The sequence below is a fragment of the Segatella salivae F0493 genome, from assembly GCF_000477535.1.
Classification (GTDB): domain Bacteria; phylum Bacteroidota; class Bacteroidia; order Bacteroidales; family Bacteroidaceae; genus Prevotella; species Prevotella salivae.
Map to the genome: position 1 here is coordinate 113,772 of NZ_AWGW01000029.1, position 21,416 is coordinate 135,187.

Annotated in this window: 12 protein-coding genes and 1 pseudogene; 3 read left to right on the top strand and 10 right to left on the bottom strand. The window is 41.9% G+C overall.

What is annotated here, in order from left to right; genetic code table 11:
* Positions 1-274: 274 nt before the first annotated feature.
* The 10 genes from HMPREF9145_RS10630 to HMPREF9145_RS10675 all read right to left on the bottom strand — a co-directional run bounded on the left by HMPREF9145_RS10630 (position 275) and on the right by HMPREF9145_RS10675 (position 17,439).
* The gene (locus tag HMPREF9145_RS10630) at positions 275-1,402 is read right to left on the bottom strand and encodes a DUF4253 domain-containing protein (RefSeq protein ID WP_021826330.1); all 1,128 of its coding nucleotides are present in this window, start codon (positions 1,400-1,402) and stop codon (positions 275-277) included.
* 1 nt (position 1,403) lies between these two features.
* Positions 1,404-2,264 carry a prolipoprotein diacylglyceryl transferase gene (lgt, locus tag HMPREF9145_RS10635; RefSeq protein WP_021826288.1) on the bottom strand — a complete coding sequence of 287 codons (861 nt, stop codon included), beginning with the start codon at positions 2,262-2,264 and terminating at the stop codon, positions 1,404-1,406.
* Between the two features lie 109 nt (positions 2,265-2,373).
* Complete coding sequence (gene ychF, locus HMPREF9145_RS10640; protein WP_021826314.1) at positions 2,374-3,477, bottom strand: redox-regulated ATPase YchF; 1,104 nt, start codon at positions 3,475-3,477, stop codon at positions 2,374-2,376.
* 289 nt (positions 3,478-3,766) lie between these two features.
* Positions 3,767-5,356 carry a tetratricopeptide repeat protein gene (locus HMPREF9145_RS10645; RefSeq protein ID WP_021826393.1) on the bottom strand — a complete coding sequence of 530 codons (1,590 nt, stop codon included), beginning with the start codon at positions 5,354-5,356 and terminating at the stop codon, positions 3,767-3,769.
* Between the two features lie 4 nt (positions 5,357-5,360).
* Positions 5,361-5,774 (bottom strand): energy transducer TonB, encoded by a 414-nt coding sequence (locus tag HMPREF9145_RS10650; protein WP_021826316.1) that lies wholly within the window; start codon positions 5,772-5,774, stop codon positions 5,361-5,363.
* Positions 5,775-6,148: 374 nt separating this feature from the next.
* Entirely contained in the window at positions 6,149-10,165 is a 4,017-nt protein-coding gene (locus tag HMPREF9145_RS10655; RefSeq protein ID WP_036907459.1) for a glycoside hydrolase family 2 TIM barrel-domain containing protein, read from the bottom strand.
* Between the two features lie 285 nt (positions 10,166-10,450).
* Complete coding sequence (locus tag HMPREF9145_RS10660; RefSeq protein WP_021826292.1) at positions 10,451-11,647, bottom strand: DUF1735 and LamG domain-containing protein; 1,197 nt, start codon at positions 11,645-11,647, stop codon at positions 10,451-10,453.
* A gap of 44 nt (positions 11,648-11,691) precedes the next feature.
* Entirely contained in the window at positions 11,692-12,711 is a 1,020-nt protein-coding gene (locus tag HMPREF9145_RS10665) for a glycoside hydrolase family 18 (RefSeq protein ID WP_021826387.1), read from the bottom strand.
* A 50-nt stretch (positions 12,712-12,761) separates the two neighbouring features.
* Positions 12,762-14,321: a RagB/SusD family nutrient uptake outer membrane protein gene (locus HMPREF9145_RS10670; protein ID WP_036907462.1), complete on the bottom strand. Its 1,560-nt coding sequence runs from the start codon at positions 14,319-14,321 to the stop codon at positions 12,762-12,764.
* A gap of 25 nt (positions 14,322-14,346) precedes the next feature.
* Complete coding sequence (locus HMPREF9145_RS10675) at positions 14,347-17,439, bottom strand: SusC/RagA family TonB-linked outer membrane protein (RefSeq protein WP_036907467.1); 3,093 nt, start codon at positions 17,437-17,439, stop codon at positions 14,347-14,349.
* 886 nt (positions 17,440-18,325) lie between these two features.
* Between HMPREF9145_RS10675 and HMPREF9145_RS10680 the strand changes: the two genes are divergently transcribed.
* From HMPREF9145_RS10680 to HMPREF9145_RS14360, 3 genes and pseudogenes are all read left to right on the top strand, one after another.
* Positions 18,326-18,523: a hypothetical protein gene (locus HMPREF9145_RS10680; RefSeq protein WP_021826362.1), complete on the top strand. Its 198-nt coding sequence runs from the start codon at positions 18,326-18,328 to the stop codon at positions 18,521-18,523.
* A gap of 33 nt (positions 18,524-18,556) precedes the next feature.
* Complete coding sequence (locus HMPREF9145_RS10685; RefSeq protein ID WP_021826303.1) at positions 18,557-19,342, top strand: hypothetical protein; 786 nt, start codon at positions 18,557-18,559, stop codon at positions 19,340-19,342.
* Positions 19,343-19,639: 297 nt separating this feature from the next.
* Positions 19,640-21,337 (top strand): annotated as a pseudogene (locus HMPREF9145_RS14360) (peptidase domain-containing ABC transporter); the annotation flags it as partial.
* Positions 21,338-21,416: the final 79 nt, after the last annotated feature.

Consider the following 21,416-nt stretch of genomic DNA (forward strand, 5'->3'; position numbering starts at 1 on the left):
ACATTTCAAAAGCATAAATAAGGGATAGCACAAACGCTATCCATTTCTACGGCCTTTCAATGCAACTGCTATTGAAAGGCCGTAGGTTTTTAATAGGTTTCCAATTTGTGTGATTTCATCGTATGTTTTGCGTCAGATGATGCCCTCTTTCCATTCATTTCATACGACCATCTGACGCATTTTGTTTCCTCACTTTATGGGAATAATAAAAAAGGAGGAAAGCCGTGATAACTTCCTCCCTGTTTCGTCTCTTACTAAGGTCTTTCACCTGATGTTATTCATAGGGTTCGATGGGTTCAACACTCCATAGCATTGTCCACACCTTTGCATCTTTAATCATCTGCTTTCCGTTAGCCAAATTGAAGAAATCCTGGTAAATCCAGTCGGGACAATAGCTGAAAAGATTGAGTGCGAGCGGCTCAATCTCGTCGTCGGGAATCGGCTCTTGTGGAAGGAAGTCTATCAACTGGTGGTCTATGAAGGCAGGAATCACCTTATGATGTTCATAGAGATATTTCGCAACAGCCATGTTTTGTGTGGCTGAAATGGCGGGACTCACGATGTTTATTGGGCACCATGCCAGCAACTGCCAAGGCTCTTTAACGGGTACTTCGCAAAGAAGCAGCCGGCCTTCAAACGTGTCATCAATGAGGAAAGTGGTGGAAAGTTCGACCTCAGTTGGCTCTCCCATCAATTCCTTTAGCCAGTCTTTACCCAGGTCTTTATTTACATTTATGCACTCGTTTAGCCACTGATCGAAGAGCACTTTGGCATCGGGTAGGGGATAGTTCATCATCTCATTGCGATATGTTCTGACGCGTTCGATGTCGCCGTTTGCAGCCTTCATCTGTGTCAGCATAGCCTCAAGATTCTCTTGTCTCACATAGATGAGCAGTGGCCAGAAGCCCTCTTTGCGTCCTCGTTCAAGGCATTGCACATAGGTTTTCATTATCTCTTCACCGGCTGTTTTGGCTGAGAGTATGGTATAAGGGCAGTCTATGAATGTCGTAAAGTCATTGAGCATGGTCTCACTATGGGCAGTAACGTCTCTATAGTCTGCCGTTTCTTGCATATTAAGTTTAACGAGCATAAGAAGTCGTATATACTTATACAGGCGGTAATAGAAAACTGCTACGATGCTCACTGCAAAGATAACTCTGTAGTTTTTGACGATACACACGATAAGAAAGGCCGTTGCTAATACAGTAAGGGCAATCCAACCCCGCAGCTCTTTGAATATAAAACGGCGCACACCAGGCCAGTCTAATTGCTCAAGGAGCGTTGCTAAGTCGCTTTTGGCCTGCTCTTCTTTCTCTTTCTTATGTGGATAAAACAGAGCAACGAACATCAGAACAAATCCAGAGATGCCCAAAAACACGTAGAGCGTAGACTGATTCATCATTCTAATTTGACTTGTTTGCTCTAATCATGCAGTAGGTTCCGAGAAGTACAAAGGGAATACTGAGCAGCTGCCCCATGTTGAAGAGCATGCCCGACTCAAAGTTAACTTGAATGTCTTTGGTGTATTCGATGAAGAAACGGAAGGCGAATATCAGCGTGATGCACAGGCCAAAATAAAATCCTTTGCCTACGGGTTGCTTGCCTTTCTTATAGAAATACCAGCCCACAAAGAAGATAACGGCGTATGCAATGGCTTCATAGAGCTGGCCAGGATGGCGTGGATACTTATCAACTTTCTCGAAAATGAAAGCCCAAGGCACATCAGTCACCTTGCCAATAATCTCACTATTCATTAGGTTTCCCAATCGAATGAAGCAGGCAGTAATAGGAGTTGCGATGGCAATATCATCCAAAACCTGCCACATTTTGACTTGATATTTGCGACAATAGAGCCACAAACTAAACATCAATCCGAGTGTACCGCCGTGACTTGCCAAGCCTTCATAACCCACGAAATGCCACGAACCATCGGGCAAATTCTTAAAAGGCACAATCATTTCTATAAAGTGTGTGCCTGAAGAAAGAAAGTAATCGGGTTGATAAAAGAGGCAATGTCCTAAGCGAGCACCTATCAATATGCCCAGAAAGCAATAGAGAAAGAGGGGATCGAAGACGTTAACCTCCTGTTTCTTTCCGTCAATAACGACTGTCTTTACAGCGATGTTTTGATGGAAAAACAACCAACGTACCATGAAATAAGCACCAACAAGTCCAATCAGCCAGCACATTGAATACCAGCGTATGCCCCAGTTTCCTATCTGAAAAAGATAGACATCGGGATTCCAAATGATGTAGTTTAGCATAAGATGTCACCTATTTCTCAGGCTCTCCACATAGGAAGGGCGAGAGTATTTGCGGTATTTTATTTAACGATTTGTATTCTGTCAGCTTCAAGATGCTATTGAATCGCGATCACACATTAAACCTAAAATGCATAATATCGCCATCCTGCACAATATAGTCTTTACCTTCTATGCCGAGCTTTCCAGCCTCTCTAACGGCTGATTCAGAGCCATACTTGATGTAATCTTCGTATTTTATGACCTCAGCACGAATGAAACCTTTCTCAAAATCGGTATGAATGACGCCCGCACATTGGGGTGCTTTCCAACCTTTATGATAGGTCCAAGCCTTCACTTCCATTTCACCTGCGGTGATAAATGTTTCAAGATTCAGCAGCGCATAAGCCTTTTTAATCAGTCGATTGACTCCACTTTGCTCCAAACCAAGTTCTTCGAGGAACATTTTCTTATCTTCATAGGTCTCCAAAGAGGCTATATCTTCTTCTGTCTTGGCTGCAATTATCATGGCTTCTGCACCTTCTTGCGCTGCCATTTCCTCTACTCGGCGCGAATATTCGTTGCCCGTTTTAGCACTGGCTTCGTCTACATTGCAGACATAGAGCACTGGTTTGGTGGTCAACAAGAATAAATCGTGGGCAGCTTGTAGCTCATCTTTGCTCTCAAAAGTCACCTCACGAGCATTCTTTCCCTGTTCAAGCATAGCCTTATATGCCTCTAACACCGTGCACATTAGCTTCGCATCTTTGTTTCCTGCGGCTGCCGCCTTCTGCTGTTTACTAAGTTGTGCGTCGATGGTTTCAAGGTCTTTGAGTTGCAATTCGGTATCAATGATGCTCTTATCTTCCAATGGATCAACGGCCATTCCGCCTTCACGCACGATGTTATCATCGTCAAAACAGCGGATGACATGAATGATAGCATCACACTCTCTGATGTTTCCGAGGAACTTATTCCCAAGTCCTTCGCCCTTCGAAGCACCCTTAACAAGTCCTGCTATGTCTACAATCTCACAGGTAGCTGGTACAATTCGTCCCGGATGTACTATCTCTGCAAGCTTATTTAGCCGTTCATCGGGAACGGTAATCACCCCTAAATTCGGTTCAATTGTACAAAAAGGGAAGTTCGCCGACTGCGCCTTTGCACTCGACAAACAATTGAATAGTGTAGACTTTCCTACGTTTGGAAGACCTACAATTCCACATTTCAAAGCCATGTTTTAATCTTTTATTTCTGCATCGGAATTGTAATCCGACGCTCATTTGTTTCTGATTGCAAAAATACACAAAAAGTTTTAAGAGTAAAAACGAATGGAAAACTTTTAAGAATAAAAGGAGAAAATCACGAATAAAAGCTGAAAGAGGAAGGTGGGGTGCGTGAGTGGATGATTGAAAAAGAAACGTTTTTAGTCACGAAGCCTTACAGAAGGTTGTGGAATCACCTGTGAGTGGTTATCGAAACACTTATGAAATGTGTTTGAACTTCATTCTATTTGCGTGTTTCTTTTATTCAATCGCTCTTATTTTTTCATCGAAATCACGGGCTCCCCCCTTTGCATTGAAGAGTTTAACCAATAGGCGTTGGCGCAAGTTTGTAGCGTTTTGTGGACTTATTCCCAATAAGGTTGAAAGTTCACTTGGGATGAATCTCAGCCTAATGAGCATGCAAATGTGGCGTTCTTTGTCGTTGAGATTGTGTGTAATAAGCAAGTTAAACAGCTGTGGATCGTGGCTTGCCATGAGCTGATTGAGGGCTTGCCAGAGGCTGTCTGTTGCCATTTCGCCTCGCGCTGCCTGTCGATGTAGGGTGAAAACGCAGTCACTTGTGACCATTGCGGGATTCAAATTCCATTGCTCAGGCTGTTGTTTGTCTTCCTGATAAGCCGCAATGCGTTGTTCAAGGTGCTTGATTTCTGCACACGTTTGCTGATATTGCTCAAGGTCATTCAAGTAGCGTGCGTTGATACTGCTTAGGTGTTGGCGGAGTCTTTTGAGTTTACGTTTATAATAATGGTAGCCAAAAAACGCGGAGATGATCAACACTATCAGGGCCACTAACAAGAAGTTAATGCGCTCATAAGCTTTCTTTTGCAGGATGGCTTGTTCGAAATCAGTTTGCAACTGGGCTATTTCGTCCGTATTCAATCGTGGTGAATTGCGCGTTGTTTGTTGGTAGAGTTGTAACAGAAAGACATTTTTTGGGTCGAGTTTCAATAGAGAATCGAGTGCCGCAAGTTGCGTTTCATAGTCATTACTGTTAGCCGCCTGATACCAATAATCCTTTGCAATAGAGGCCTTTCCTTTGGCTTGCCACAGATTTCCAATGAGCATTGCCGCGTTATTCGTGTCATCAATGGCGTAGGCTGCAATGAGAAGCTGGCGTGCTTTCTTGCTGTTGTAGTTGTCAAGATAGCATTTTGCCAAGTTCGTTAGTATCTCGGCATAGAGATGTTGCTCTCGTTTGTCCACCTCGTTTAAGGCTTGTTGCAGGCACTGCATAGCCTTTTTATTGTTTCGAAGTCGTTTATATGCTCTACCTTCCAATAGATAACATTCGGCAACGAGGGCTTTGTTTCCCTTTACATGCTGCGCGTTGGCAGTGGCTTTCATGAATTGTTGCAAGGCGCGCTCATAACAACCATTGTCAAGATTGATGCGCCCCAAGTTCTGGTTGACCAAACATTGCTGATAGTTGTCATTGCTTTCAGTAGCTTGTTCGGCTGCAATGGCATTGCTCAATGCCTCTTTATATGCACCTTGTTTATATTGATTTATGCTTTTACAAAGCAGGGCCCGCGCGTAGAACTCAGGTTCGTTTTGTTGTTGAAAGTATTGAATCAGCGTATCAATGCGTTGGTTTGTTCCGAAGGAAAGTGGTTTTTTCAGGAATGTTTCACAATAGAGCAGGCTGTAATAGGCCTTATCTTCCATGGTCAAACATAAAGAATTACTTTCGTTGAGCAGGTTGAATGCTGAGTCGGGAGCAATTCTTTGCAGACTGTCTATGTGCAAAAGGCGATTGTTGCGGGGCTGCTTTACCTGGCATCCCGCAACAAAGAAGATGAATATTAAACCAAAAAGGCAGTGCCTTAGCATCCTTTTAATTGAGCTTAAACATTACAGGTAGGTTGAATCGCACGCGTACAGGCTTGCCATTATGCTTGCCGGGAGTCCATTTAGGCATGCTTTTTACCACACGTATAGCCTCTTTATCTAATGAAGGTTGTACGGAACGAAGTAGTCTTACATTGGAAACCCTGCCATCTTTCTCAACGATGAAGCTCACCGTTACGCGTCCTTGAATCCCTTCTTCCATTATTTGTTTGGGATATTTAATGTTTTCCATGATGTATTTCATCATTGCTATTTGGCCTCCCGGAAATTGAGGCATCACTTCAACTACGTCATACACCATATTGTTCTTTTTCGTTTGGGCCGTTGAAGTCATAAAACTGAAGAGCAGCACAAGCATCATCAGTGCCACCTTCAAACTCACATTCTTTCTTGTTTTCATTTTTGTTTCAAATTAAAGGGTTTGTAATATAAACGTTTGTCATGACGATACAAAAGTAGAAAAACCTTTTTTGATTATCAAATAAAACGTTACACAGGTTTACACAAAGCTTTAATTTTATCCGTAAATGGCGCAAACCTCGTATTTCATTGGTGTTCACGGCGTTATAATTTGGGTCGAATGGCGCTGTCTTTTGAATGGAATTGCTTGATGATTTGACTGATTTCTCCGTGTGAAATGCCTTTCTTTGAAAAAGGATATCCATGAATATGCGAAAACACCTCAATCATACTCCATCAAAAAGCGGACTATTATTGCAGTTGGTTTGCAATAATAGTCCGCTCTCTTTTTATGGTTTTATCGTGTGAGAAGGCTTATTGTTCAAGCACTTTGAACTCAGCTCCGGTGGCAAAGTCTTGGTCGTTTTGTTCACTAAGCGCCATAAATCTGACGAAACGAGCCTTGACCGGCCTGCTAAGGAGAATGGATTTCTCCTTTCGGTTGTGCTCAAATGTACCCTCTGCAACAGGCTTACTCCAGGTCTTTCCATCGTTGCTCACAAGGATTCGATAGTCCTTGATGTTGCCATTATCGCTATCTTGTCTTGGCAGATAGGTGAAACCCTTGATGGTTTTCGTCTCTCCACAGTCAAAGTCAACCCAATGCGGATAGTTAGCTACCGTGACTGAGTACATCGTATGCCAGTAAGTGTCGGGATTTCCGTCTGTAAGATGGGTGGCATCTCCCTCACCATTCTCCTGACTTGAAGCGAAAACAACCGAAAGAGGAATGCTCTCTATGCGTGAGAATGTTTGAGAAGCTTTCATCCAGTTATTGTTTTTGGTCCATGCAGTGATAGTTCCTCCATTGCGGAACTTAATCTTTCCGGTATATTTTACAGGCTTTTTCGCCGCATTTGTGGTATAGAAGATGTCTGCATTTGGTGCATTTGCCTCAATGGTAACATATCCCTCGGCATCCCGCACAATGGTAAGTGGAGTCACTCCAGCGGCACTTACGTTGGCCTGTTGGGTGAGTTCCTGAGGTGCTTTCGTGTTTACGGGGCGGATGATATAGCCAAACGTGTGAGGCGTTGCCATTACTCGGTCTTGCATTAGCGGGCCACCTTGTCCGCAACTGTTACCTCCCAATCCCGTGATAGCCATGTCAAGATGCAGATAAGTGTGTTCACTCTTGGGCAGTTCGTAGGGGTGATTGGCCATAGCAAGGGCGTTGTCAGACCATGGAAGGGCTGAAAAACTCATTCGGTCTTTGGCAATGAACAACGCACCGGCACCGCTGTCATCGGTCAATGAAAGCCAACGTGTGTCCTGATGATTGCCTGTATCCTGTGGTTTTGGGAACGGAACAAATTCATTTTCAACCTGATTTTGCTGATAGATACCAATCATCTGTCCAGTCTTTCGGTCGGGATAATTGTCTATTGGGCCACGTCCGTAGTAGGTGAGTGCGTGGAGTTGTTTCGGAATGCGCAGCGTATAACCGAGTTTTGCAAGTGTCAGCGTCGGCTTATTACTGGTTATCGAGCTCTCACTTTCGATGCTTCCGTCAGGGAAAATGGTGTAAACCACCTGACTATTGAAGTGGAAGTCGTCTTTGCCGAAAGGCTTATCGAAAAAGGTTATCAGCTTTTTCCAGTTGGCATTGCCGCCTTCAAGGCGATAACTCCATGGAGCTTGCGAGGTGATGTTAAAGACAATAGAGATTGATCCGTTAGGATTGGTGTGCGTAGTATAGGCATTGCATTTGTGCAGAAGATTGTTTAGACCATTTGCATACCATGCATCATAAGCCCAATTATCATTGTTTACCCATGCGCGGAAAGCGTTTAGTTCTGGTCCGCAGCCATCAGCGATGATGGTTTTCCCACCATATTGCAGGTTGTAAAGCGTGCCTTTGGCTAAATCAAACGTAGAGATGAAGCGGTCACCCGACACGATGAGTCGATTGTTGGCTATGGATGTGCGCAGTTTTCCGCTTGCCGTGAGCACGGGACGTGTTGCTGCTGGCTGCACCGGCAGTTGCTCTTCAGCCTGTATGAAGCCAGCCTTTGCCCAGGGTTTATCGTGTTTCAATCGATAGGTTACATGCAAAAGATACTCTTTGTTGGGGTCAAGGTTGGTGTTGAGGCCTTCAATCTGCAGCGTCTTATGCGTGCGTGGTGCAACCGTTCCAAGCGCAATGGTGCCCTGTTTCACGTTCAAGCCGTCGGCAGTAAGGGTGTAAGACATCTCATAATCGCTGAGATTGTCTGCATAATAGTTCTTGTTGAAGACGTCCAACGTGGCAGTTTTTGCATCCTTCCAAGTTGTTTCGATATACTGATACACTTTCTTTACCTCGTAATATTGAGGTTTCGGCGTCTCATCTCCAAAGATAATACCATTCATAACAAATTGTCCGTCGTTGGGAGTATCCCCGAAATCGCCGCCATAAGCAGCGTAACGCTTGCCTTCTTTGGTATAGTTGTACATGCTTTGGTCTATCCAATCCCAGATGGCTCCACCCATAAAGTAGTTTGAAGACTCAATAGCTTTCCAATAATCAACAAGGTTTCCAACAGCATTTCCCATGGAATGAGCATATTCAGAGATGTGGAAAGGGTATTTAATATTCATCTTTCCTTTCACTGCTTCGCGTGTCCATGCGATGCTGGGATATTGATTTGAGCCCATGTCTACAATGTCGTTGTTGCGTTCATACTGCACAGGGCGCGACGCATCGAAGGCTTTCAGTGAGTCGTATGCCACAACAAAGTTCTTGCCCGGACCTGCTTCATTGCCTAAACTCCAAATCACAATGCTGGGTTGGTTAACTAACTGGTGGGCCATCGTCATCACTCGGTCGACGTGAGCAGGCTCAAACTCGGGAACATGTGAAAGGGATGCCTTGCCATAGAAATATTCATGACTCTCTATGTTGGCTTCACTCTCAAGATAGATACCATATTTATTGCAGAGATAATAAAAGTAAGGGTCGTTAGGATAGTGGGAAGTTCGGATGTGGTTGATGTTGGCTTGCTTCATGAGCATAATCTCATGTTCCATCTGTTCACGCGAAATCACCTTACCAGTCAAAGGATTTGTGTCGTGACGATTAACGCCTTTGAGCTTCAAAGCCTTACCATTGATGTAGTAATATCTGCCTGCCAAGCCGAATTCGTCTTGCTGAGCAGGAGTATCTTTGATTTCAACTGTGCGGAAACCTGTTTGGAAACTGATGGTCTCCACCACCTTTTTGCCTTGCATCAATTCACCCACCAACACATAAACATTAGGTTCTTCGGCTGTCCATGGCGCCACATGGTTGACCGTAATGGTTTGGCGCAGCTCACTGTTAGCATTGCCATTGCAGGCAGTTTGAGCATTTTTGTCATTGAAAGTGGCTACCAACTCGTTGTCATCACTAAACACCTTGTTTTTATAAAGACTCCAACGGACAGATAAGTCCTTAGCCTTTTTGGTCGTAAGGTTTTGTAGTGTGGTGCTGAGTGCTATGGTTCCTTGTCCATTGTCGTAGGTAGGAATGGCCCTAACATCGGCAATATGCACCTTCGGAGTAGCCGTAATGTTTACGTTTCTGAATATACCGGGCAAGCGAAACATGTCTTGTGCCTCAAGGAAACTACCGTCTGAAGAGCGATAAACCTCAACAGACACGTCGTTTTTGCCTGCATGTATATACTTGGTTACATCGAAACGTGCCGTGTTTCGAGAGTTCTTAGAGAATCCAACGTATTGACCATTCACCCAAAGATAGAAGAATGAGTCTACGCCGTCAAAGCTTAGGAACACCTCTTTGCCTTTCCAGTCGGCAGGAATATCAAAGTTTCGCTTGAAAGATCCTACCTCGTTGCGGTATTCATAGGTAGTATAGTTCTTTGGAGGAACACGCATCACACCTTTCTTCCAGTCACCCGGTTCGATGTTATATTTGAAAATAACCCACTGGTTGACGTAGATGGGCACACCATATTTCAATGTTCCATCCTTTTGAATGCCTGCCATGTTCCAGCTTACAGGCACTTGAAGCAGGTCCCATTTACTGTCGTCATATCCTTTTTCAAAGAAGTTCTTGGGACGTTCATCGGGATTTTTTGCGAAGTGGAAACGCCATTCGCCGTCAAGCGAGATATAGTCTTTGGCGTATTCGGGCAATACCTTTCTTGCATCATTCACCGAAGAAAATGATGAAAACAAGGCTCGAGCCGGAAGTTTATTATATCCTAACAACTCGGGTGCCTGCCATTCGTTGCCTGTGGGAGCACTTGCCTGGCCATAAAGATAGCCACGTGTGGGCTTCTGGTCAGCCATGCTGGGAATCGCCATCAAGCTTGTTAGCAACAGTGCAATTACTTTTTGTGTATACATAATGGGTAAAAGGTTAGTGAATGATATTCTTTTTGGCCTTAGTGTAGAAAGGCTTTTTCTGGTATTCTATCTTGTTTTAGGGATGCAACATAAACAGACGGCATGCAGGCTTGCAACTCTTCATTTGCGAAATGAGGCGTTTGACACTGCGAAATAAAGGCTTTTAGTCGCTCAAATGGCTGCTTTTGTGCTTCAAAATGTGGGCTTTCTGTCACCAAACAAGGGATGCACGTGAAATGCATCCCCCTTTGAGACATTATGGTTTGTTATTGTTTCTGTTGCGAATTACTCGGGACATCTCACTCCATCGACAAATGAAGGAACGCCATTGTCACCCCAACTGAAATAATAAGCATTGTAACCATTTCCCGTAAGGTCTGTTACAACCCAGTGGTTGCCCTGTTGCTGTGCCTCATTGAAGCGCCAATAAGCCACAAGATCTTTTGAAGTTGGGTCGACCCAGCAAACATTATTCTTCAATTCGGCAGCTGTTCTGGCTGTTGCCCACACGCGAGCTTCGCACACCCAGCCTTCCATGAGGCGGTCGTCGGCAGCAGATTGCCCTATATAGAAGAGGTCGTCTTGACCATAAGCGTTTGCTAAACTGATGGTATGTCGGCTATCTGTGGTCTCACCTTGAAGCTCACCATTGATATAGATGTATTTCTTTCCTGTTTCACCATTATATACACATGCTAAATGTACCCATTTATCATTTGGCAAAACGTCTCTTGAGCTCATGGCATTAGGGTCACCTAATTGCAGTCTCCAACCTGTTTTTGCACTTCCTGCAGTACGTAAGCAGAGGTTTTCTTCAAGTCCCATGACTGAATAACACCACTTAGTGCTGGATGAATTCATTTGTCTGAATCTGACACGTGCTTCAAACGTTACGCTCTTCATAGCGTGAGTATCAAACTTTCCGCTGTTATTACTGAAGTCCGCATAATAGTAACGCCATCCTCCTTCAAGGTTAGCTGCCTTGGTAATGATAACCTGATTGACGACCAAATAAATAGTACGTGAAGCCTCAATCACGGGCATGCTCGTTCCTGTTACACGGTCGATGCTCACAGGAAGAACGTAGGTTGTACCGAATTTCATCGCATCTCGGTCGATGATGCTCAGCTTTAGCCCCGTTTCAGTCACGTGACTTCCCGATGCAATATGCAGGGTTGTGTTTTCTAATTTATAAGCAGCCTGGGGCAGAAGTTCATAGTTTTTGTTATGTGTTTTATTGAAAGACTCTACCAACTGAGGTTCTACCTTCATGTCAATCGTAACATCACTATGTGTAGGTTCGCTGGCTGCAACGTTTACAGCGATAGCTGATGGAACATCATCAACGGTGAGAGTGGCAGTGACCTCTTTGCCTTGAGTGCCTACAATGTATAGTCCATCATAGCTTTCAATACCCTCTTTGCATGCACTTATGAGCAATAAGGTCATAAGAATGGGTATAAGTCTAATAATATGTTTCATAATTTTAATTCTTTTCTGTTAGTATCTATTCGGTTGTTACAATGTCAACGATGGTTTTGCATTATCTGAATGGCTTGGCGAGTGAACTTATAGTTAGGCCAATTGTAGTAATCATTCTCCATGTGGTATGTGCCACAGCCACCTTTTCGAGTAGCTTTCTTACCATTATATATAGGTAGGAATTCTGCCATACCCCTGAGAGAAGGTACATAGGTGCCATCTTCTAATCGATGTCTGACGCCACCTGTTGCCGCATTTGGACCTTCAAATGTCTCTGCAAAGATGTATTGTTCGGGCTTCCAACCACGAGATGCGGCACGATTGAAACGGCTTTGTAGGTTGGATGCACTTGAACTGTTGTAAGCTTGAACGACACCATAGTTGAAATATTCAGCTAATTCAGGTTTTACATCGTAAGGAACGCCATCGATGATGAGTAGATATTGCGTTCCACTTTTGGGGCCAATGAACTCTCCTAACTTCTTAACGAAGATCTCCATGTTGTCTCGATAGTCTGGATAAACATAGGAAGGACCAACCAACGGACCCGTAAATGGGCCACCTGCAGGGTCTTGATAGCCTGGCTCATAGTCTAAATCGATGCCTTGATAACCATAAGCCTTCATGGTATCTACCAAAGAAACGGCGTAACGCTCAATGCCTTCGCGGGTGACTTGATCTTTGTTCTCACCGCCCATGAAGGCTTTTGGAATCTTATGAGCAAAGATAGTGAAGGTTATGCGTGTACCTTTTACTTTCTGAACATATTCAAGATCCTCTCTGTCATAAGTGCCGCTCCAAATAGAAATGATGTCAACACTATCGGGAACACTTCGGAGAGAGCCACGCATATTGGCTGACTTTGTGTTCCAACCACCAAACCATCCAAAAAAGACTTCATGGTCGTTGCGTTGTTTGTAAGCGCGAAGGTCAGCATAATATTGCTCACTTTTAGCCTCGGGTTTTACGATTTCCAAAGGTTCTACCTCTGTATTACATGAGGCAAGTGATATTGTTACCACTGTAAAGGCTACAAATGATTTTATTATATTCTTTGTATACATGTTGTACAATGTGTGATTTGAGAATGAATAAAAATATGAGTTGGATGAGATTAATGCTTATCCCACCAGAGCTTTGTGCCTCCAGTATCTTCTCCTCCAAGTAGTTTGATGGCTTTTTCTACCTCACCCATGTTGCCAGAATATTCGCTTGCAGGGAAGGGAACGCGTCGCACTTGTTCAGTGGTACTAACTTTTCCGTTGCTGAGATTATTCACAATAGGATAGATTTTGGGGTATCCTGTTCTGCGGAATTCACTCCATGCCTCTTGTCCTAATGGGTATATAGCAATCCATTTCTGAGTGATGATGCGCTCAAGCTTTTTCTCTAATGTTGCATTGTCATCCCATGCAGGAGTAATATCCGAGGGCGCTTCAGCCGAAGGACTTCCATCTAATCCTTGATAAGCAGCGGGAGTGTTTGTACTTGCAAGATAGTTGTCAGCCTCTGCAGATAGTCCATATTGAGCAAATGAAGAGCGGATGCCTTTTTCATACAGTGTTTTTACATCGCCACCCATGTTCCAACCCAACAGCGCGCCTTCTGCTCTGAGTAACCAAATCTCTGCTGCGGTCATCCAAACATAAGGGGTACCACGCGTGATGGTAGGCATAGAGAGATAGGGATCGCCTTGGAATTTGTTACCATTGCGTAGTCCATTGCGCAGTCCACGATAGTAACCATCTTCTGTAGTCTTAAAAAATTTAGGCAGACGAGGGTCTTCAAAGCCATTGAGATAGGCGTCCATAGAGGCTCCCATGCGGTCTTCGTTGTAGCCTTCTGGGCTATAAAGATTGTAGAAAGGATTAAAATAAGTGAACGACAGCGCATTGTTTGTCTGCATCTGTGCGTTATCTTGATAGTCTTCAAGCACGCCATAAGGATTATTTACAGCTTCCTCGGCTAAGGTTTTTGCGTCATCATAGACTGCATGACAGCGCATTGCTAAGCGAAGTTTGAGTGAATTGGCAAAGCGTATCCATTTCTTCAGGTCACTACCATAAATGAGATCGAACTTTGCTAAGGGCTTTTGTCCTTCATTCTGAGTATCGAAGCGTGTTAGAATAGCAATGGCATGATTGAGTTCTTGGAAGAAGCGTTTGTAGACAGTTTCTTGGGAATCATAAGGTACAGGATTCTGAAGACCAAAACGAGTATAAGGTATTGGGCCATAAATATCCGTTGTCTTATGCATTGCTTCAACTTTAACCACTTCGCTGACAGCAAAGAGCACGCTGGCAGAATCTGTTTTATGACGAAGGTTTTCCCAGGTACTCATAAACTTGGTAAAGGCAACCGAGAACGGACGGTCTTTCCAAGCGTCGGGGAAAGCATAGGTCGTTCCATTATAACCGCCTTCCCAATTCTGGGTGCCGGCATAATATCCTGCATACATATTGCCTACAAGATCTTCGCAAAGCTGGAAGTCGTTCTGGTCTTCTGGGGCTACATGACGTTGCAACGAGGTTAGATAGGTACCCCAAAGATTGTCTTTGTTTAATTCTTTTGGAGCAATTTTGTCTGGGTCGTCATTCAGATTAGAATCTAAACAACTATTCATTGTTATACAGAATACTGAGGATGTCAGTAATGTTATAATTATCTTTTTCATTATAGTATGGTTCTTGTTTTGGCAATTAGAAGTTCACTTTAACACTGAAGCCAATATTTCGCTGGCTGGGTGGCATGAAATAGTCAAAGCCCTGATAGTAAGTGCCGGTATTGGCAGTTAGTTCTGGGTCGAAAGGAGCTTTGTTATAGAGCATCAGTAGATTGTGTGCAGTAAGTGAGAGGTTTACTTTTAGCTTGTTTGTAAACCATTTCTCGGGAAGATCATACGAAAGTGACATCTCGCGTAGTCGTACATTGGTTGCACTATAAGCATAATGTGCGAGCAGACCGGTGCGTCCTCCTGCCACAACGGCATAGTATTGTTCTGCATTTACCTTGCCATTGTTTACGTTGACTCCCCCTGCATCACGTGCGTCTGCAGTCTGTTTAGAAACTCCAAACTGGTCCATGAGCGCCTGTGTTGCTGAAACAACGACGCCACCTACACGTGCATCAATCATAAATCCGAACTCTATTCCTTTCCAAGCAAAGCTGTTGCGAAGGGATAAATTATAGCGGGGAGCTGCAGAACCCACCTTGATAAAGTCGTTATCATCCTTTTGCACATTGCCATCGACAAGGATATTGCCTTGATAGTCTTGTTTTAAGTGTGTGGCATAGATGTCAGACATGGTACCTCCTTTGCGTAATATCATCTTATAGGATTCAGCAGAAGACACCTCAAACTCTGTTGGTGCTTTTACCGTAGTGTTTGTTGTGCGGTCGGTTACAAACTCTGGTAATAGCTCTTTAATCTTGTTACGGTTTAATGAGTAGATGAGGTTTGCGGTCCAATCAACAGGTCCAATCTTTTGGTTATAAGATGCACTGAGCTCAATACCCCAGTTATTCACCTTACCAGCATTCTCAAATGCGTATTCATATCCAGAGCTTGGTGGAAGTTTATAGCGGAACAACTGGTTGTAAGTGTTGCTATTATAATAGGTCGCTGCAATGTTTAATTTGTTTTCAAACAAGCGAAGATCCATACCTAATTCAAATGCTTTGGTCATTTCTGGTTTCAAATGATCGGCTGGTGTGTGTGCTTCGCTTACGGGATTACCATTAGACAATGCAATGGCTTCACGTGTAAGATAAGGTGAAGGAGGATTACCTACCTGCGCATAACTGCCGCGTAGTTTCCACAGAGAAACAATCTTCTTTGGAAGTGGCAATACTTCAGAAAGAAGAATAGATGCACCTACAGAAGGATAGAACACATAATCTTTGCTTGTGCCTAACAAAGTAGAGAAGTAGTCAATACGACCTGTTGCATCAGCAAATAGGAAATTGCGATAACCCACTTCTACCTTGCCATAGAACGATTGGGTTTGTGTGTGTAGATTCGAATAAACAGTACTGCTCTCTGATGGCGTCATGTTAGAGGGATGGAAGAAATTGGGCACACGTGTAAGGTTTCCTTCAAACACATGGCTCTTATATTTCTCATCAAAATAGCTTCCACCAATGTTCGCTAAGAGTCTAACGTCTTCGTTCAACTGCTTATCTATGTTGACTAAGAAATCCAAATAGGTAGATGTATTCTTATCTTCTTGCGTCATCCAGTTACCCGGTGGATTGGCAAATAGTCCATCTGTAGAGGCATATAGCTTGCGTTCGAAATCTGTATAAGCATTATCCATGCGCGCTCTGCCTAAAATGTTCATCCATGATGTAATCTTCCACTTTGCAGAGAAACTGCCAATATAACGCTCTCGCTTTGTATCGAAATTGTTACGATTAACAATCCAGAAGGGGTTTTGTATGCCAAGGCCTAAGTTTCCGTATGGCCAGTTCTGTGTCTTGAACTTACGTGTGGCATTATACATTTCATAAACAGCATAACGTTGAATGTCATCACTGGGTGGGAACAGGTATATTGGAACCAAAGGATTATAATACATACCTTGGCCTATACCGTTTTTGGTGTTCTGTCTTACATAAAGTAGGCTAAAATCAAACTGTAATTTGTCTTTTATGACATCCCATGAATTGCGGAAAGTGAAGTTATAGCGGTTGTATTTATTCTTGGGAATGATGCCGCTGGCATTCACAGAACCTACAGATATGTGGGTTTGATTGGTTTCACTACCTGTTGATAGTGCCACAGAATTCATGACATTGTAACCTGTATTGAAGAAATCGAGCGGATTATAGCTTGAGGGATGCTCCAACTTCTCACCCCAACTGGCAAACTCTCCTTCTTTGCGACCATAAGTGTTTTGGAACTTTGGAGTCACAAATGGGCTTGAGAAGGTTGTGTTGTTAGAGAAAGATACGCGTGGCTTGCCTACAGTTCCTTTCTTGGTTGTAATCAAGATTACTCCGTTTGCACCGCGGTTACCATATAGTGCGGCTGCTGAAGCACCGGTAAGTACAGACATGTTTTCGATGTCATCAGGGTTTATGTTGGAAATTCCATCGCCATCGGCAACTTCAACTGACTCATAAAAGTTGTCGCTTTGCTTTGTACGTAGGCCTTGCATGGGTATTCCGTCCAATACATATAACGCATTGTTTTCACCAAAAAGTGATTTTGTTCCACGCATTACGACACGAGATGATCCACCAACTCCTGAAGCATTCTGATTAATCGTAACGCCTGCAACCTTTCCTGCAAGTACATTGATGAAGTTAGCGTCTTTTATTTTCGTCACTTCGCTGCCTTTAAGGTCTTGTACATTATAGGTAAGGGCCTTGGATTCACGCTTTATACCCAAAGCGGTTACAACGACTTCGCTAAGTTGCTTCTTGTCTTCTTCCAATACTATCGTTAAAGGAGTCGCCGAACTAATCTTTACTGATTTTGTAACATACCCCACATAAGATACGTCGATGGTTGCATTTTCGGGCGCTTGAATGGTGAATTTTCCATCAATGTCGGTGATAGTACCGCCTTGTGCGTTCTTAATTCTTATGCTCACGCCAATAAGTGGGTCGCCATGAGCATCTGTTACAGTACCAGTAATGGTTTTGCGCGTTGCTTGTTGCAATGCCATTGAATGAAGGTTAGTTGAACTTTTGGCCGTTGGCCCCCACGCAATAGACGTGAAAGTTAAACAGGCCACTAATGCTGCCCTGTTTATTTGTGGCAGCAGTGCATAATTTTTTCTCTGCATTTTCCTGTTAGGTTAGTTGTTGTTGATAGAACAAAGGTTTTAGTCAGGTTGGTATTTGACATAAAGTTTTATTCTGTGTGCAAAGATAATTAATATTTTCCGTAAAACCATACAAAGCAGTCGGGAAAAATCATTATATTTGAATTTGAGACCTTTTATGGCGAGTAAAAAAATTGTTTTCTTCAAAGTCTAAAGTAAAATAGGGCATATAATCGTTGTTTATGGGTGTGTTTACGTTGTAACTTCAATGCTTTTGTTGACCGAAATAAATGATTTCTCGGTGTGCGTAATGAGGTGGAGAAAGATGAGGTAAAGTCCGTCATTTCGTGCTCGTCTTCACCTTATATATATTATAGGTGTATTCTTTAATGGCATAGCCCTGATTCTATGGCGTAAAGTCATTTTCAAACTTTGTGAATTTTCCTTAATACTTGCTCGGTTTTCACTCCAATTTCCTCCCATTTCTCAGCGAGTGTTCAATGGTTTAGATAAATTAACAAATGGAACTATTGATAATCAAGGAGTTAAGTTGCCTAAGAACTAAGAACAAGAACGACGAAAAGAAAGAAAGAAAAGGTCGCCGCCGTCGTCGTTATGTCCTTTGTATGGTTTTCTTTACATATCGTCATTATCATAGATAGAATTAAATGATATATTTCTTTTGGAGGAGATAAACAGACAATACATTCATGTCTTCATAGAATGGCATCTTGTTATGTCGTAAAGATTATTGGGAATATATTTCTAAACATATTTTTAATTAATAATATATAAAACATTTCACCCGATATGTTAATCGAAACTAATTTATTAGTTTTGCGATACCTTAAGGTAAGGAATAACGCTGGTGTACAACAGCATAATATAAAATTTAATTTTAAAAGCAATGAAAGAACTATCTTTAAAGGAAGTTATTCTTATTAATGGTGGAGAAACAACATTTGATAGTGGAACTCTGCCTGAAGTTGTTGTTGTAGGTCATAAGAAAACTTTTTGGGAGAAGCTTATTGAATATATTCAGTCAATACCAGGGTATGATCCAATGGTAGAATATCAGAGTCGTACTTATGAAGTCTATATGTAAAAGGTGGCCTGGTTAAGATGAGAATCAAGTAGCATGTATATCAACAGTGTATCTTTCTTAGATGCGCTGTTGATGTCTTTTGCTATGCAAAAACTATTATTATTTATTATAGATTATATGTGTGGAATGATGAGGTTATTTAATAAATATGATAGGTTACATCACACTACTATATTCATCCTTTTTAAGGCATTGTTGCTTTATATTGTTATTTTGGTAGTTGCTGAGCTTCTTATCAGTCTAAGTTATGCTTTATTGCCGTCTAAGATGACTAGTCTTATAGATTTTGAAGGTGAAAGGTTAACAATGTCAGGAATAAGATCTTTTTCTATAGGGGCATGGGTTCGTGTTGTTTTGATAGGTCCATTAATGGAAGAGACTGCATATCGTTTGTGGCAATCCATGAAGAAGTGGCATATTGCATTGAGTTTGTCTTTTCTTCTATATTATCTCTTTGGTGATGTATTTATATCTTTTGGACTAAAGAGCTTAAATTATGCATTTATTTCTGCAATATTATCTTTATGTATAGGTTGTTTGTTCTATTTTAAAATGAATGAGAACATGCTGAAAAAGATAAAAGATAACAGCAAGTGTTATACTCTACTTGTCTTATTCAGCTGTATGTTGTTTGCGCTGTTTCATGTAACCAATTATATGCTTAATTCTCAAGTGCTGTTGTTTGGGGTGATTTCATCTCTTCGGCATCTGGCAGGTGGAATCACTTTCGCTTATGTAAGAATAAATCTTGGTTTTTTCTGTGGGTGGATAGCTCATTGTTTAGTTAATCTGTTTTATTGTCTAATGTCTACATTGTAGTATGAAAATAAAACAAGAAGTTTTCTGTGAATAAAACCTTTAATAATCCGTATCTTATCTGCATAGTTCATGAACTATTTATAGCTTTCAACTATTCTTCTTTAAGTAAGTTTATACAATGGAAAAGAATATTCTACAAGAAATTATTAATAAATTCTTATATTGGTTTTCGGTCTTTATCCAAATTTATATAATGTCATGCAGTCATAAAGTTATTTGTCAGCAAATTCAGCAGAATACTATCTATACGAGAATCGGATAGGTTCCAAAATCATTTATAAGACAATACTTGCAGCTATTGCCCATGTTATCATTAAAGAGATTTTGTAGCATTTTATTGTAGTATACAAAGTTGGGTGATCGACACTTGAATATATGAATCCTGGTGATGGAAGAATGCACAAAGTGAGTCATGAAGACTTTAAGAAAAAGTGGATAGATGTACTTGTTCTCGTTGAGCCAAAGAAAACTTTTGTGGCAATGGATAAGACTATGGGTAATGTAAAACGCTTTTGGCAATTGTATTGATGTAGCATTGATACTTGGTTATTACAAGCACCTGTTAATTCTTCCCCAGCAGTTTTTCGATACCATGCGTGTCGGTGAAATCGTTTCGCGTATAGGTGATGCTGGGAAAATAAGGAACTTCGTAAACAATGTTGTGGTGGAACTTACGGTAAATATTATGATATTATTATTTACAGTGGTTCTTATGCTTATCTATTCGTGGAAACTCACGTTGATACTCCTTGTTGCTATACCAATCTATGGTATCTTGTTTTTCGCTTTCAATCGTCTCAATCGAAAATATCAACGAAAGATAATGGAACGGAGTGCCGATTTGCAGGCACAGCTTGTAGAATCGTTAGATTTAATCGGCACAATAAGGCGTTTCGGTATAGAGGACTTCACCGAATGTAAAGACTGAAAATCGTTTTATAGCCATGCTTAGAAGTATATTTGCAGCTGCTAAAGGAGGTTTATATGTAAGCGGTGGTATACAGATCGTGGAACAGAGTATGGTTATCGCTATACTTTGGATTGGTAGTTCGCAAGTGATAAACCAAAATATAACACCAGGCACTCTGATGATGTTTTATAGTCTTGTTGGTTATGTAACCACTCCTATTTCATCATTAATTTCTTCTAATTCCACCATACAGGAGGCACTGATAGTCTCTGATCGCTTGTTTCAGATTATGGATCTGGAGCAGGAGGAGACCAATAATGATACAATTACACTCAGTACAGACATGATAGGGGATATCTGTTTTGACAATGTCACATTTCGTTATGGGTCACGAAAATTCGTATTTGACAATTTTAACCTCACGATTCTGAAAGGAAGGACTACTGCTGTCGTTGATGAAAGTGATTCTGGTAAGACGACACTTATTTCATTATTGCAGAATATCTATCCGATACAAAGTGGGAAAATAAAAATAGGTGACTATGATATAGGAAGAATCGCCAATAAATCTCTGTGAGAGAAAGTCTGTGTTGTCCCACAGCAGTTAGAACTTTTTGCAGGAACAGTAATTGAAAATATTGTACTTGGTGTGACTAATCCTGATATGCAGCGCGTTGTAGAGGTGATAAAGAAACTTGGACTTGAGAATTTTATCGATGATCTCCCACAAGGATTAGATACTCGTATTGGGGAGCATTGGTGCATCTTTATCTGGCGGTAAGCGTCAGCGATTAGCTATTGCACATGCTGTTTATTGTAATCCGGAGATTATCCTTTTCGATGAAGCTACGTCATCACTTGACACGCTTGCAGAGAAATATGTTAAACAAGTGATAAAGCAATTGGCATCAGAGGGCAAGACGATAGTTATAATAGCTCATCGGTTGAGTACGGTACATGATGCAGATACTATCGTCACTCTTAGTCATGGAAAGATTGTAGAGATGGGGACACATGTAGAATTACTTGCCAAAGGAGGAGTTTATTCAAGGCTGTGGAATGAACAGACAGGATGTAATAGTTAAGTTGATTCTGGAGGGAGGGGGACTTTCTTAATGATTTTATTTAGTATCAATAATATAGTATATTTTACATGCCTTTTCA